This is a genomic window from Geodermatophilus arenarius (assembly GCF_042654585.1).
GTDB classification, from domain to species: Bacteria; Actinomycetota; Actinomycetes; order Mycobacteriales; family Geodermatophilaceae; genus Geodermatophilus; species Geodermatophilus arenarius.
This window is the reverse complement of sequence record NZ_JBHSGR010000012.1, coordinates 1-12,298: the sequence shown is the minus strand read 5'-3', so window position 1 is coordinate 12,298 and position 12,298 is coordinate 1. Positions and strand designations below refer to the sequence as shown.

Here is a 12,298-nt window from a genome sequence, read left to right as displayed (position 1 = left end):
GGTGCGCCCTTGGCGGCCGCTTGGGCAGCAGGTCACGGCCGCGACCGGGAGGTCACCGGCAGGTCACGCGGCGTCGCGGGCGCCCCCGCGGGCGTGTCCGGGCCCCTACCCTGCCCGGCGATGACCGCCACCTCGTACCGCGTGCTCGGACCCGTGGAGGTCTGGCGCGACGGGCAGCTCCTCGCCCCGCAGTCCCCGCGCCACCGCGCCGTCCTGGCCGCGCTGCTGGTCGACGCCGGGCGCACCGTCCCCGTCGACCTGCTCGTCGACCGCGTGTGGAGCGGCCAGCCGCCCACCGCCGTGTCGGCCACCCTGCAGTCGATCGTGTCCCGGCTGCGCCGGGAGCTGGAGCCCGACGTCACCGGTGGCCGCTGGACGCTGCTGGTCACCCGGGAGCCCGGCTACCGGCTCGAGGTCGCCCCCGAGGACGTCGACGCCGTCCGGTTCGTCCAGCTGCTGCGCACCGCCCGCGACCTCGCCGCCCGCGGGGACGCCGAGGGCGCCCGGGCGACGGTGGCCGAGGGGCTGGCGCTGTGGCGCGGCCCGGCCTACGCCGACGTCGCGGCCACCTTCGCCGCCGAGGAGTCCGAGCGGCTCGAGCAGCTGCGGCTGGCCGCCCGGGAGCTGGCCGCCGAGCTCGACCTGCGGCTGGGCCGGCACGCCGAGATCGTCGACGACGTCCGGGAGCTGCTCCGCGCCGAGCCGCTGCGCGAGGGCCTGCGCGCCTCGCTGATGCTGGCGCTGTACCGCAGCGGCCGGCAGGCCGAGGCGCTGGAGGTCTACGACGAGGGCCGCCGGCTGCTCGCCGACGGGCTGGGCGTCGACCCGGGCCGGCCGCTGCAGTCGCTGTACGAGCAGATCCTGCGCCAGGACCCGGCGCTGGCCGGGCCCGTCCCGGTGCCCGCCGCGGCGCCCGCCCCCGTGCCGGAGCCCGCGCCGGCTCCCCCGGCGCCGGCGGTGCGCGCCCCGGGCCCCCTGCCGGTCCCGCTCACCGCCTTCGTCGGCCGCGGCGCCGAGCTCGCCCGGCTGGCCGCCGCGCTGTCCGGGCAGCGGCTGGTCACCCTGGTCGGGCCCGGCGGCAGCGGCAAGACGCGGCTGGCGCTGGAGGCCGCGCGCCGCCGGCCGGCCGGGTCGCCGCCGGCCGCGCTGGTCGAGCTGGCCGGCGTCGAGGACCCCGAGCTGGTCGCCGGGCAGGTGGCCACCGTGCTGGGCGTGACGCTGGCGGGCGGGGACCCGCTGGGCGCGGTCGCCACCGCCCTGGAGGACCGCCCGCTGCTGCTGGTCCTGGACAACTGCGAGCACGTCGTCGACGCCGCCGCCGCGGTGTGCGCCGCCCTGCTCCCCCGCTGCCCCGAGCTGCGGGTGCTGGCCACCTCCCGCGAGCCGCTCGGGCTGCCGGGTGAGGCGGTGCTGCCCTGCGGCCCGATGCCCGCCGACGCTCCCGGCAGCGACGCCGAGCGGCTGTTCCTCGACCGCGCCCGGCTGGCCGCCCCGCACCTGGCCGACCCCTCCGCGGAGGACCTGGCCCACGTCCGGGAGCTGGTGGCCGCCCTCGACGGCCTGCCGCTGGCCGTGGAGCTGGCCGCCGCCTGCCTCACCACCCTCCCGCTGGCCGAGGTCGCCGGCCGGGTCGACGACCGGTTCGCCCTGCTGTCGGGCGGCTGGCGCACCGCCGTGCCGCACCAGCGCACGCTCGCGGCCACCGTCCAGTGGAGCGTCGACCTGCTCACCCCCGCCGAGCTGGCCGTCTTCCAGGCCGTCTCGGTGCTGCCCGGCACCTTCGGCCCGGACCTGGTCGAGGCGGTGGCCGGACCGGAGGTCGACGGCCGGGCACTGGAGCTGCTGCGGGTGCTGGTGGCCAAGTCGCTGGTCGAGCTCGACCACGCGGCCGGGCGCTACCGGATGCTCGAGACGCTGCGGCAGTACGCCGAGCAGGCGCTGGACGAGCCGGCGTCCCGGCGGCTGCGCGACCGGCTGACCGGCTTCGCCGTCGCGCTCACCGAGCGGCTGGAGCCGACGCTGCGCAGCCCGCTGTGGACCGGGAGCGCCCGCCGGCTCGACGCCGAGCAGCCGGCGCTGCGGGCGGCGCTCGGGCACGCGCTGGCCACCGGGCAGGGCGAGGCGGCGCTGCGGATCGGCGGGGCGCTGGGCTGGTACTGGTACCGCCGCGGCCACGTGCAGGAGGGCCGCCGCTGGCTGGCCGCCGCGCTGGACGCCACCCCCGGCGCGCCGGCCGGCGTCCGCAGTGGCGCGCTGCTCGCCGACGCGCTGCTGGCCTACCTGTCCGGCGACGTGCCCTCGCTGTGGGCGCGGACCAGCGAGATCGCCGGGACCGCCGACGACGCCGACCCGGTGCTGCCCCTCGCCCTGGTGCTGCGCGGCTTCGTGCGGGCGCTGCTCGGCCAGCCCGACCCCGACGGCGAGGTCGGGGCGGACATCGCCCGCGGCCTGGCGCTGGCACAGGCGTCGGGCATCGAGTGGGTGCAGGTCGAGATCGCCATGACCCTCGGCCAGTTCTCGCGGGCCGCCGGCGACCTCGACGGCGCGCTGGAGCACCTCGGCCGCGCCGAGCGGCTCGCGCTGCGGCTGGGCCACTCGTGGGCGCACTCGTCGGTCCTGTGGATCCGGGCGAAGGCGCTCACCGACGTCGGCCGGGCCGCGGAGGCGCTGGCCGACCTGTGGGCGATGGTCGAGCTGACCCACCGCGAGGGCGACGCCACCGGCACCCTCGCCGGGCTGCTGGCCGCCGTCGGCGCGGTCACCGCGTCGGGCCGGCCCCGCACCGCCGCGGTGCTGCTCGGCGCGGTGCAGGCCGTCGCCCGGCAGGTCGGCTACGACCCGCTGCGGATGGACCCGGTCGACGGGCAGCGCTACGTCACCGCCACCCGCGAGGCCCTCGACGAGGTCGAGTACGACACCGCGCTGGCCGAGGGCGCGGTCCTCGACCGCGGCGAGGCGGTGGCCATGGTGGGCAGGCTCGCCGCGGAGACCCGCACCGCCGACCCGGTCGCCTAGCCGCCGGGCGGCCGCAGCCCGGCGTACAGGCGGGCGAGGTCGGGCAGCTGGAAGTGCGCGTTCAGCCCGCTCGGGTTGGGCAGCACCCAGGTCTCGGCGCCGCCGACCGACACCGGCTGGCGGCCCCAGCCCGCGCGGGGCGCGCCGGTGGCGAGCCGCCAGGCCGTGAGCCCGAGGACCGCCAGCACCCGCGGCCGGCAGCGCGCGACCAGGCCGGCCAGCGCCGCCGCGCCCGCCCGCAGCTCCTCCGGGGTGAGCTCGGCCGCCGTCCGCGTGGGCCGGTCGACGAGGTTGGTCACCCCCAGCCCGTAGCGGGGCAGCTCGCGGTCCTCCTCCGGCGTCAGCCGGCGGGGGGTGAGCCCGGCCAGGTGCAGTGCGGGCCAGAACCGGTTGCCCGGGCGGGCGAAGTGGTGGCCGCGCTCGGCCGACAGCAGCGACGGGTTGATCCCGCAGAACAGGACGTCGAGGCCGGGGGCGACGACGTCGGGCAGCGGCTTGCCCGCTCCCCCGGTCAGGGCTCCATCGCCCGCACCGCCAGCGCGGCCCCGCCGTAGACGACCGAGCTGGCCACCGCCCGCACCGTGGTCGACCGGCCCGAGCCGCGGGCCGCGACCAGCGCGGTGAGCACGTCGAGGAGGTTCGCCGTGGCGACCAGCAGCAGCCCCCGGTCCACCTCCTCCTGGGTCCGCGCCGTCAACCCCGCCACCGAGAGGGCCAGCGCGCGGCTGCCGAACAGCCGCTGCAGCTGCAGCCCCTGCGGCGTCGGGGGGACGCCGTACCCCGCGGCGACCGCCCGCGGGGCGAGGACGCTGACCGCCCCGAACGCCATGCCGGCGCCGCCGAGCGCCCGCGCCGCCGTCTGCTTGGACATCCCTGCGATGGTCCTGGCCACGGTGGTCTCCACTCCCCGACCCCGGCGGCCGGCCTGCTGGGCCGCCTGCCGCGAGCCAACCAGCCGCCCGCACGTCGCGCACGCGGGAGGGGGCGCGGTCACACTGGTCCGCGACCGCGCCGAGTCCTCGCGCACGCCGTCCGGCCACCGGGGGTGCCAGCTGTCGACCGACCTCCTCCCGGCCGACCGGGAGACCCCGCTCGGGCGGATGCACAGCCGCTCGGCGGGCACGCCGCGCGACGGCGTCGCCGAGGTGGTGCTGGTGCAGGGCATCGGCGTGAGCGACTACCTCGTCCCCGCCCTGCGCGCGCTCGGGGCGTGGACGCGGGCGCACCTGGTGGAGCTGCCGGGCTTCTCGGGCAGCGGGGAGCCACCGCACGAGCTGGACGTCGCCGAGTTCGGGGACGCGCTGGTGGCCTGGCTCGCCGGCGCGGGACTGGACCGCGTGGTGCTGGTCGGACACTCCGGCGGCACCCAGGTCGCGGCACGGGCCGCGCTCCACCGCCCGGCCGGCGTGCGGGGCCTGGTCCTGGCCAGCCCGACGGTCGACCCGGCGTTCCGCAGCCTCGGCGGGGTGCTGCGGGCCTGGTACCGCAACCACCGGCGGGAGCCGCCGGACCTCGACGAGGCCCACCGGCCGGAACGGCAGCGGGCCGGCACGCGCCGGGTCCTGCACGCCGTCCGGGCCCACCTGGCCGACCGGCTCGAGGACGTCGTCCCCCGGCTGGCCGTCCCGGTGCTCGTGCTGCACGGCGCGGACGACCTGCTGTGCACCGCGGAGTGGGCCCGCGCGCTGTGCCGGCTGGCCCGGGACGGCCGGTTCGCGTCCGTGCCGGGGGCGCACAGCTTCGTCTGGACCCACCCCGGGGCCTGGTCCGGCCCGCTCCGCCGGCTCGCCGGGGAGGTCGGCTGACGGCCGGTCAGTCGCCGGTCCCGCCGAGCCGGTCGACCGCCTCCCGGGCGACCTCGGGCGGGACGACGTGACCGCCGGCGAACTCGCGGTAGGTGACGTCGTACCCGTCGTCGCGGAGCGCGGGGACGATCTCGCGGCTGGTCCGCTCGACCGGCAGGACGTCGTCGGCGGTCCCGTGGGACACGAAGACAGGCGGCCGCCCCGTGCGCGCCGCCGGGGGCACGAACCCCGGTGAGAAGGCGACGACCCGCCGGAACAGCAGGCCGTTGGCCAGCCCCAGCCCGAGCGCGTAGGACGCGCCGTCGGAGAAGCCGGCGACGGCCACCCGGCCGGCGTCGACCGGCACCCGCCGGAGGACGGCGGTCAGCGCACGGTCGATCCCGGCGACGTCGGGCCCGTAGGCGCGCAGGACGGCGTCCCAGGTCGAGCCCCGGGAGGCCGGGGCGAGCAGCACCAGGCCGCGCTCGTCGGCGAGGGACTGCAGCAGCCCGAGCCCGGCGGCGGCGTCACCCCCCGCGCCGTGCAGGACGACGACGAGCGGCGCCGGGCCGGGGACCCCGGCGGCCGGGACGTGCAGCAGGGGGTCGCGCGTCTCCTCCAGGCCCAGCGCGGAGGTGCCCGGTGGCGGCGGCGGGAGGTCCGGTGGCGCGGTCGGGCGGGCGGTCAGGACGGCGGCCCCCTCGGCGCCGGGTGCGCCGGGTGCGCCGGGGAGCCGGACCGCGCAGCCGGTCAGGAGGGCCGCCCCGGCGACCCGGCCCGCCGCCAGGAGCAGCCGCCGGCGGGTGAGCACGGTGCACGGGTGCCGCTCAGGCACTGACCTCCTCGTGGGTGTTCACCCCCGGGATCCGGCGGACCGACCCCCAGCCGAAGCGGGCCCACGCCACCAGCAGCGCCGCACCGACCAGGGAGCCGAGGGTGTCGCGGACGAGGTCGCCGTTGGTGTCGTCGTTGCCCTCCGACAGACGCGTGCCGAACCACGCGTCGGACCGCCACTCGTACACCTCCCACAGCGCCCCGATCGTGACGCCGAGGGCCGTCGTGACGACCGCGATCCCGACGTAGTGGCGCAGGTGGGTCTCGTCGCGGGGGTCGGGGACGACGTCGAGGCGGGCGAGCGCGATGTAGACGACGGGCGCGGTCAGCATCGGCAGCGTGACGTGCACCAGGTCGTCGAAGCGGACGAACCGGTCGTAGAGGCCCAGCGTCTCGCCGAACCCCTGCAGGACCATCCCCAGGGTCAGCGCGAGGTCGTACACCCGCGGCAGGTCGACCAGCCGCGCCAGGACCGTGACCGCCCCCAGGAACAGCAGGACCGCCGCGTCCCCCGCCCGCCCCGCCGCCGCGTAGGCGAGCCCGCCCACGAGCAGCACCAGCCGCAGGACGTCGATGCCGTCCCTCAGCACGGGCGTCCAGTCGCCCATCACCAGCCTGCGCACGTCCACGTCCACGTCCACGTCCCCGTCCCCGTCCCGGCCCGCCCGGTGGACGGGCCCCTCCGTCGGCGCCCGACCCACCGCGGGCGGCTCAGTGCGGCGGGTCGGCCTCCGCGCCCATCGCGTCGTCGACCGAGGTCTCGCCCTCGGTGCGACCGCCGCCGGCGTGGGCGACGTCCGGGCCGACGCTCGCGTGCGAGCCCTCGTCCTCCGGGCCGGCCTGCGGGGTCGGGTCGGTCTCGCTCATCGGTCCTCCTCCGGTCTGGTGGTGTCCCGCCCGTACCCCGCCGGCGGCGCGCCACGCCGCCGGCGGGGTGCGGGAGCCGGGTCAGCCCAGGCGCAGCACCGACATCACCCGGGCGGCCATCTCCGCCTCGCCGAGCGCGTTCGGGTGCACGACCACCGCGTTGGTGCCCTGCAGCACCGGCTCGACCCAGCGGACGCCGATCGGCTGACAGGCGTCGTGCCCGGCCGAGGCGCGGGACAGGTCGACGTAGGTGACACCCGTGGCCGCGGCCGCGCGCCGGACGGCGTCGTCGAGCGTGGTCTGCAGGGAGTGCAGGTAGGGGACGTCGCCCTCGGCGATCGGCATCCGGTCGAAGCAGCCGCCGGTCGGCGGGAGGATGGCGGGGTAACCGAGGATCGCGACCCGGGCCCGCGGCGCGGCCTCGCGCACCGCCGACAGCGCCTGCACCAGCGCCGGGTAGGTGGTGGTGCGGACGGTGTCCTCGAACGAGGTGCCGTAGGTGTCGCGGCACGGGCTGCCGCGGCCCAGCGTCAGCAGCCCGGCGGTGCCGCAGCGCAGGATCGACTCGATGAACACACCGCTGTCGTTGCCGCCGATGGTCATGGTGACCAGCTGGGTGTCCGGGGACAGCGCCTGGAGCTGGGGCGGCACGCCGGGGTGCTGCGCGGTGGTGAGGTCCGAGGTGTCCGCGCCGCCGCAGGTGACGTCGGTCAGCTGCGCGCCGGTCGCCTGCGCGATCAGGTGCGGGTAGTTGCGGGTGGAGCGCAGGCACTGCGGCGCGGCGGTGGGGTCCGGGGGCAGCACGCCGGAGGCCGCGCTGTAGGAGTCGCCGAGCGCGACGTAGCGCAGCGGCCCCGGGGGCGCGGCCGAGGCCGGGGGGACGACGAGCAGGACGCCGGCGAGCGCGGCGAGCAGGACGGTCAGCAGTCGGCGCACGGACCACTCCATCGGGGCCGGGGGCAGGTCGCCGGGCTCAACGACGCCGGCCCGAGCGGGTGACGGCGGTCACCCGGTCCCGACGAGCGGCTCGACCCGGTGGGTCCGCACCCACGCCGCCGGGTCGTGGCGGCGCAGCACCAGCGGCAGGACGGCGTCGCGGACGGCGCGGCCCACGGCCGGCGGCGGCTTCGCGCTGCTCCGGCGGAAGCCCTGGGCGACCACCCGCTCCGCGCGCGCCCGCCGCCGCTCCTCGAAGGCGCGCAGGGCGTCGTCGAGCGGCAGGTCGCGCAGGCACGCGGCGAGGACGACGGCGTCCTCCATGGCCAGCGACGAGCCCTGGCCCGAGGCCGGCGAGGTCGCGTGCGCGGCGTCGCCGACCAGCACGGTGCGGCCGCGGGACCAGCGGGGCACGGTGGGCACGTCGTGCGTCGTCCACCCGCGCAGCGGCCCGGGGGTGGCCTCCACCAGGTCCACCAGCGGCGACCGGTCGCCGCGGAGCAGGTCGTAGAGCAGCGCCCGCCACCGCGGGTCGGGCGTGCCGGCGACCTCGCCGTCGGCCGGCTCCCGGGTGAGCGGCGGGTTGGCGAACCACCACGTGCCGCCGTCCGGCGCGGCGAGGTACCCGGCGAAGCAGCGGCGGCCGAAGACCATGGTCAGCCGGCCCACCTCGGCGTCGGCCGGCACGTGCGAGGAGTACCCGGCGGTGACCAGCACGGGCACGAACCGGGGCGGCGGGGCGTCCGGGGCGACCAGCGGCCGCACCGCCGACCGCACGCCGTCCGCGCCGACGAGCAGGTCCGCGGTCTCCGTGCGGCCGTCGGCGAACTCCGCGGTGACCCCGGCGGCGGTGTCCTCCGCCCCGGTCAGGCGGGAGCGGTAGCGGATCTCCACGCCCCGCCGGAGCGCCTCCGCGTGCAGGGTCCGGTAGAGGTCCGAGCGCTTCACCGAGATGCCCGCGTCGCGCCGTCCCTCCGTGTCCCCGGTGGTGGACGAGCCCAGGACCCGGCCGGTCCCGCTGCGGAACTCGATGGTGTGCGTGGGGAACCCCGCCGCCCGGACGGCGTCCTCGGCGCCGACGGCGCGCAGCGCGTCCAGCCCGTTGACCTGCACGCCGAGCCAGGTCCCCACGTCCCCCTCGGGAGCCGGGTGGGCCTCGTGCACCGTCGCCTCGATCCCCACCCGCTGCAGCGCCATGGCCGTCACCGGCCCCGCGACCCCGCCGCCGACCACGATCGCGCGCGTCATGCCCGGGATTGCCTCACACCCGGCGGCGCGCGCCAAGCCCCTGCCGTCCTCCCGTCTGCCAGCATCGGCGGGCACCGACCGCAGCACCGGGGGAGGCCGCCCGTGACCGACGCCCAGCGGATCACCCTGACCGGCGTCGCGATCCCCCCGGGTCCGGGCGGGACGCCGGGGCTGCGCGGGCTGCTCGCCGTGCCCGACGGCCCGGGGCCGTGGCCCGGTGTGGTGCTGCTGCACGAGGCCTTCGGCGTCGACGGCGTGGTGCGGCGGCAGGCGCAGCGGATGGCCGCCGCCGGCTGCCTGACGCTCGTGCCGGACCTGTTCACCGACGGCGGCGCGCGGCGGGCCCTGGTCCCGACGTTCCGCGCGGTGGACGCCGGCGGGGGGCGCCCGTTCGCCGACGCCGAGGCGGCCCGCGCCCACCTGGCCGCGCGACCGGACTGCACCGGCCGGGTCGGCGTGCTGGGGTCCAGCGTCGGCGGCGGACTGGCGCTGCACCTGGCGGCCCGCGGCTTCGACGCCGCGGCGGTGTTCTACGCGCGGCTGCCGCGGGACCCGCACACCACGCTGCTCGGCGCCTGCCCCGTGGTGGCCGGCTACGGCGGCCGCGACCCGGGCCTGCGCGGCACCGCCGCGGAGCTCGCGACGGTGCTGACCCGGGTCGGCGTCCGGCACGACGTCCGCGAGTACCCGGGCGCCGGCCACGGCTTCCTGCACGACGCCCCGGTCGGCCCGCGGGTGCTGCGCCCCCTGCTGCGGGACGCGCTGCGGATCCGGCCGGACCCCGCCGCCGCGGCCGACGCCTGGGCCCGGACCGACGCCTGGTTCGCCGAGCACCTGCGGGGGCGGCCCCCGGCGGAGGTCCCGGCGCTCAGGCCGTCGGCACCGTGACGGGGGAGTCCGGCTGCCGCGGCGCCGGGACGACCGGCGCGCCGACGGCCTCCGGCGCGGCCGCCGGGCGGGCGGGCCGGCGGGGGAAGCCCGCGGCGAACACGTCCGGCAGCACGAACACGACGCGCTGCGGCTGCTCGGGGCCGGCGTCGACCAGGGCGCGGATGCGGGCCAGCTCGTCCTCGGCGGCCCGGGCGTCCTCCCACACCTCGTAGACCATCACCGACCGGGGCTGCCGGACGTGCCGGCGGGACAGGCAGTGCGGCGGCCGGTCGACGTCCTCCGGCAGGGCGCGGCGCAGCACCTCGTACTGCGCCGGCTCGACGTCGTTCCACCGCAGGTGCAGCACGAGGAGAGACACGGTTCCCCCTGGTATTCGGTCCGTAGGTGCGGCACGGACGCTAGGGACGGCCGATCGGCACCGTCTGTACGCACTTGTGCGTATGCGCCGGGGTGCGGCGCCCCCTTGACGGCGCGGGGATCTCCGTTGACGCCGACCCGCGGGAGCGGCCACGCTCGTCCTGCACAGAGGGCTGCACACGCGACCGACGCGGGACCGGCGGGGGCCCGCGGGATCGTCGGAGGCCGGCGATGGAGCCTGTGGTCCGGGAGCTCACCGACCTGGTGGTGGGCCTGCTCGACGGCATGGTCGGCCCGCAGCTGCCCGCCGGCCCCGTGTTCGCCGTCCTGTGCCCCCGCCTGGAGGCGCCCGCCGCGGTGCTGCAGCGCACCGACTGGCGCACCGGCGCCACGGAGATCACCGCCACCGGCCTCGCCGGTGACCAGCTCGAGCTGCTGGTCGACGCCACACACCGCATGCGCTCGGCGCACCCCCTGCTGACCGCCGTCGCGGCCGGGGACCTCACCCCCGCGACGGCGCAGGAGGCGGCCGGCGGCTGGCAGAGCTGGCGCCGGTCCCCCGCCCGGGGCGTCATCGCCTCGGTGTGCGGCTGGGACCAGCTGGTCAGCCTGCCCCTGCGGGGCGGGCCGGCCGAGGTCTGCGGCTTCGCCTTCGGCCGGCCCCGCCGCGACTTCACCGCGGCCGACCTCGAGCTGCTCGACGGCGTCGCGCCGGTGCTGCGGGCGCTGGACCGGCACGTGCGGACGGTGCGGGCCTGGCAGGACGGCGACGGGGACGGCGGCGCGCACGCCCGCGCGGCGGGCCTCACGTGCCGGGAGACGGCGGTCCTGCTGTGCCTGGCCGAGGGGCTGACGGCGACCGCGACGGCGCACCGGCTGGGCTGCTCGACCCGCACGGTCACCACGCACGCCGCGCGGCTGTACCGGAAGCTCGGCGTCCACGACCGGCTGACCGCGGTCCTCGAGGCGCAGCGCCGGGGCATCCTGCCCGCCCCCGCCGTGCCGGCCGGCTGAGCGGGGGGTCAGCGCGGTGTCCGCCAGGGCAGCAGCCGGGGGTCCAGCGGCGCCCCGAACCAGCAGGCCATCCACCGCAGCCGGGCGCCGGTCGGCGACGGCCGACGGGCCGGACTCGGGGTCGGGGTCGGGGTCGGGGTCGGGGTCGGGGTCGGGGTCATGGCGTCCTCCCTCGGAGCGGCTGCCGGACGAGCCTCCGGCCGGTGGCGGCGCCCTCGCGTCGGGGGAAACCCGCGACCTGGTGGGCCGGGCGGCGGAGCTCGCGCGCGTCGACCGGCTCCTCGACGACGCCCGCGCGGGCCGGCCGGGCCTGCTCGTCGTCGAGGGCGAGGCCGGCATCGGCAAGACCGCCCTGCTGGAGGCCGCGGCCGCGCGGGCCGCCGGGTGCACGGTGCTGCGCGCCCGCGGGATCGAGTCCGAGGCGACGCTGCCGCAGGCCGTCCTGCTGGAGCTGCTCGGCCCGCTGCGCCCCCTGCTGCCGGAGGTCCCGCCGGGCCAGGCGGCCGCGCTCGCCGCGGCGCTGGGCTGGGGGCCGGCCGACGTCCCGGGCGAGCGGCACCTCGTCGCGGCCGGGACCCTCTCGCTGCTGGCCGCTGCCGCGGCGGCCGCGCCGGTGCTCGTCCTGGTCGACGACCTGCAGTGGGCCGACGCGGAGTCCGCGGCCGCGCTGCTGTTCGCCGCGCGCCGGGTGCACGGGGACCGGGTCGCGGTGCTGGTGGCGCGGCGGCCGGGGGCCGGCCCGCTGCCCGGCGCCGAGGTGCTCCCGGTGACCGCCCTGCCCGCCGACGACGCCCGCACGCTGCTGGCCGGGACCGTCGCACCCGCCGTGGCGCGCCGGCTGGCCGGCCGGGTCGGCGGGGTCCCGCTCGCGCTGCTGGAGGTGGCCGCGGCCCTGTCGCCGGCGCAGCGGGCGGGCACCGAGCAGCCGCCCGCGGACCTGCCGGTCGGTCCGGCGCTGTCCGGGGCGTTCGAGCCGGTGCTGGCCGGGCTGTCGGCCGGGGCGCGGGAGGCGGTGCTGCTGCTGGCCGCGGCCGACGACGGCAGCGCCGCCGCGGTCGCCGCCGCGCTGGCCCGGTCGGGCACCGACCCGGCCGAGGCCCTGGACGCCGCGGAGGAGCGGGGCGTCGTCGTGCGCGACGGGGACGCCCTGGCGTTCCGGCACCCGCTGCTGCGCAGCCTGGTGTGGCGCCGGGCGACGCCCGCCGAGCGCCGGCGGGCGCACCGCCTGCTGGCCGGGACCGCCCGGACCGGCGCCGACCTCGCCGCGGTGCTCGACCGGGCGCTGGCGGCCGCCGGTCCCGACGAGGCGCTGGCCCGCGAGCTGGCCGCCGCCGCCGGCCGGGCCCGGGCGC

The 12,298-nt window shown here is 79.2% G+C and carries 13 protein-coding genes; 5 read left to right on the top strand and 8 right to left on the bottom strand.

Going from position 1 to position 12,298, the window contains the following annotated elements:
- The first annotated feature begins 120 nt into the window (after positions 1–120).
- Positions 121–3,015, top strand: a complete 2,895-nt coding sequence (locus ACFO3M_RS12190; protein WP_387988862.1) for an AfsR/SARP family transcriptional regulator — start codon at positions 121–123, stop codon at positions 3,013–3,015.
- On the opposite strand, the gene mug is transcribed toward ACFO3M_RS12190, so the two are convergent.
- Together mug and ACFO3M_RS12180 are read right to left on the bottom strand one after the other, a co-directional pair.
- Positions 3,012–3,506: a G/U mismatch-specific DNA glycosylase gene (mug, locus tag ACFO3M_RS12185; protein ID WP_387989012.1), complete on the bottom strand. Its 495-nt coding sequence runs from the start codon at positions 3,504–3,506 to the stop codon at positions 3,012–3,014. The genes ACFO3M_RS12190 and mug overlap by 4 nt on opposite strands.
- A 20-nt stretch (positions 3,507–3,526) precedes the next feature.
- Entirely contained in the window at positions 3,527–3,886 is a 360-nt protein-coding gene (locus ACFO3M_RS12180) for a hypothetical protein (RefSeq protein ID WP_387989016.1), read from the bottom strand.
- A gap of 7 nt (positions 3,887–3,893) precedes the next feature.
- On the opposite strand from ACFO3M_RS12180, the gene ACFO3M_RS12175 reads away from it, so the two are divergent.
- Positions 3,894–4,820, top strand: coding sequence for an alpha/beta fold hydrolase (locus tag ACFO3M_RS12175; RefSeq protein ID WP_387988861.1), 927 nt, complete (start codon positions 3,894–3,896; stop codon positions 4,818–4,820).
- A 7-nt stretch (positions 4,821–4,827) separates the two neighbouring features.
- Here ACFO3M_RS12175 and ACFO3M_RS12170 read toward each other — a convergent pair whose 3' ends face one another.
- The 5 genes from ACFO3M_RS12170 to ACFO3M_RS12150 all read right to left on the bottom strand — a co-directional run bounded on the left by ACFO3M_RS12170 (position 4,828) and on the right by ACFO3M_RS12150 (position 8,684).
- Positions 4,828–5,634, bottom strand: a complete 807-nt coding sequence (locus ACFO3M_RS12170; protein ID WP_387988860.1) for an alpha/beta hydrolase — start codon at positions 5,632–5,634, stop codon at positions 4,828–4,830.
- Positions 5,627–6,274: a DUF2238 domain-containing protein gene (locus ACFO3M_RS12165; RefSeq protein ID WP_387988859.1), complete on the bottom strand. Its 648-nt coding sequence runs from the start codon at positions 6,272–6,274 to the stop codon at positions 5,627–5,629. Before ACFO3M_RS12165 ends, ACFO3M_RS12170 begins: the two co-directional genes overlap by 8 nt.
- Positions 6,275–6,344: 70 nt before the next feature.
- Complete coding sequence (locus tag ACFO3M_RS12160) at positions 6,345–6,500, bottom strand: hypothetical protein (RefSeq protein ID WP_387988858.1); 156 nt, start codon at positions 6,498–6,500, stop codon at positions 6,345–6,347.
- Between the two features lie 81 nt (positions 6,501–6,581).
- A complete protein-coding gene (locus ACFO3M_RS12155) occupies positions 6,582–7,436 on the bottom strand; it encodes an SGNH/GDSL hydrolase family protein (protein ID WP_387988857.1) in 855 nt (284 codons plus the stop codon).
- A gap of 69 nt (positions 7,437–7,505) precedes the next feature.
- Positions 7,506–8,684, bottom strand: a complete 1,179-nt coding sequence (locus ACFO3M_RS12150; protein WP_387988856.1) for an FAD-dependent monooxygenase — start codon at positions 8,682–8,684, stop codon at positions 7,506–7,508.
- 102 nt (positions 8,685–8,786) lie between these two features.
- Between ACFO3M_RS12150 and ACFO3M_RS12145 the strand changes: the two genes are divergently transcribed.
- Positions 8,787–9,572 carry a dienelactone hydrolase family protein gene (locus ACFO3M_RS12145; RefSeq protein ID WP_387988855.1) on the top strand — a complete coding sequence of 262 codons (786 nt, stop codon included), beginning with the start codon at positions 8,787–8,789 and terminating at the stop codon, positions 9,570–9,572.
- Here the strand turns inward: ACFO3M_RS12145 and ACFO3M_RS12140 are convergent.
- Positions 9,553–9,933: a hypothetical protein gene (locus tag ACFO3M_RS12140; protein WP_387988854.1), complete on the bottom strand. Its 381-nt coding sequence runs from the start codon at positions 9,931–9,933 to the stop codon at positions 9,553–9,555. The genes ACFO3M_RS12145 and ACFO3M_RS12140 overlap by 20 nt on opposite strands.
- A gap of 230 nt (positions 9,934–10,163) precedes the next feature.
- On the opposite strand from ACFO3M_RS12140, the gene ACFO3M_RS12135 reads away from it, so the two are divergent.
- Positions 10,164–10,946 (top strand): helix-turn-helix transcriptional regulator, encoded by a 783-nt coding sequence (locus ACFO3M_RS12135; RefSeq protein WP_387988853.1) that lies wholly within the window; start codon positions 10,164–10,166, stop codon positions 10,944–10,946.
- 241 nt (positions 10,947–11,187) lie between these two features.
- The coding region (locus ACFO3M_RS12130) for an AAA family ATPase (protein WP_387988852.1) at positions 11,188–12,298 on the top strand (1,111 nt) is incomplete at its 3' end.

Bases quoted from the DNA above. Each gene is read 5' to 3' on its own strand.
- ACFO3M_RS12180 (WP_387989016.1), bottom strand. From the start codon at position 3,886: ATGTCCAAGCAGACGGCGGCGCGGGCGCTCGGCGGCGCCGGCATGGCG.
- ACFO3M_RS12150 (WP_387988856.1), bottom strand. From the start codon at position 8,684: ATGACGCGCGCGATCGTGGTCGGCGGCGGGGTCGCGGGGCCGGTGACG.
- ACFO3M_RS12160 (WP_387988858.1), bottom strand. From the start codon at position 6,500: ATGAGCGAGACCGACCCGACCCCGCAGGCCGGCCCGGAGGACGAGGGC.
- ACFO3M_RS12190 (WP_387988862.1), top strand. From the start codon at position 121: ATGACCGCCACCTCGTACCGCGTGCTCGGACCCGTGGAGGTCTGGCGC.
- ACFO3M_RS12175 (WP_387988861.1), top strand. From the start codon at position 3,894: ATGGTCCTGGCCACGGTGGTCTCCACTCCCCGACCCCGGCGGCCGGCC.
- ACFO3M_RS12135 (WP_387988853.1), top strand. From the start codon at position 10,164: ATGGAGCCTGTGGTCCGGGAGCTCACCGACCTGGTGGTGGGCCTGCTC.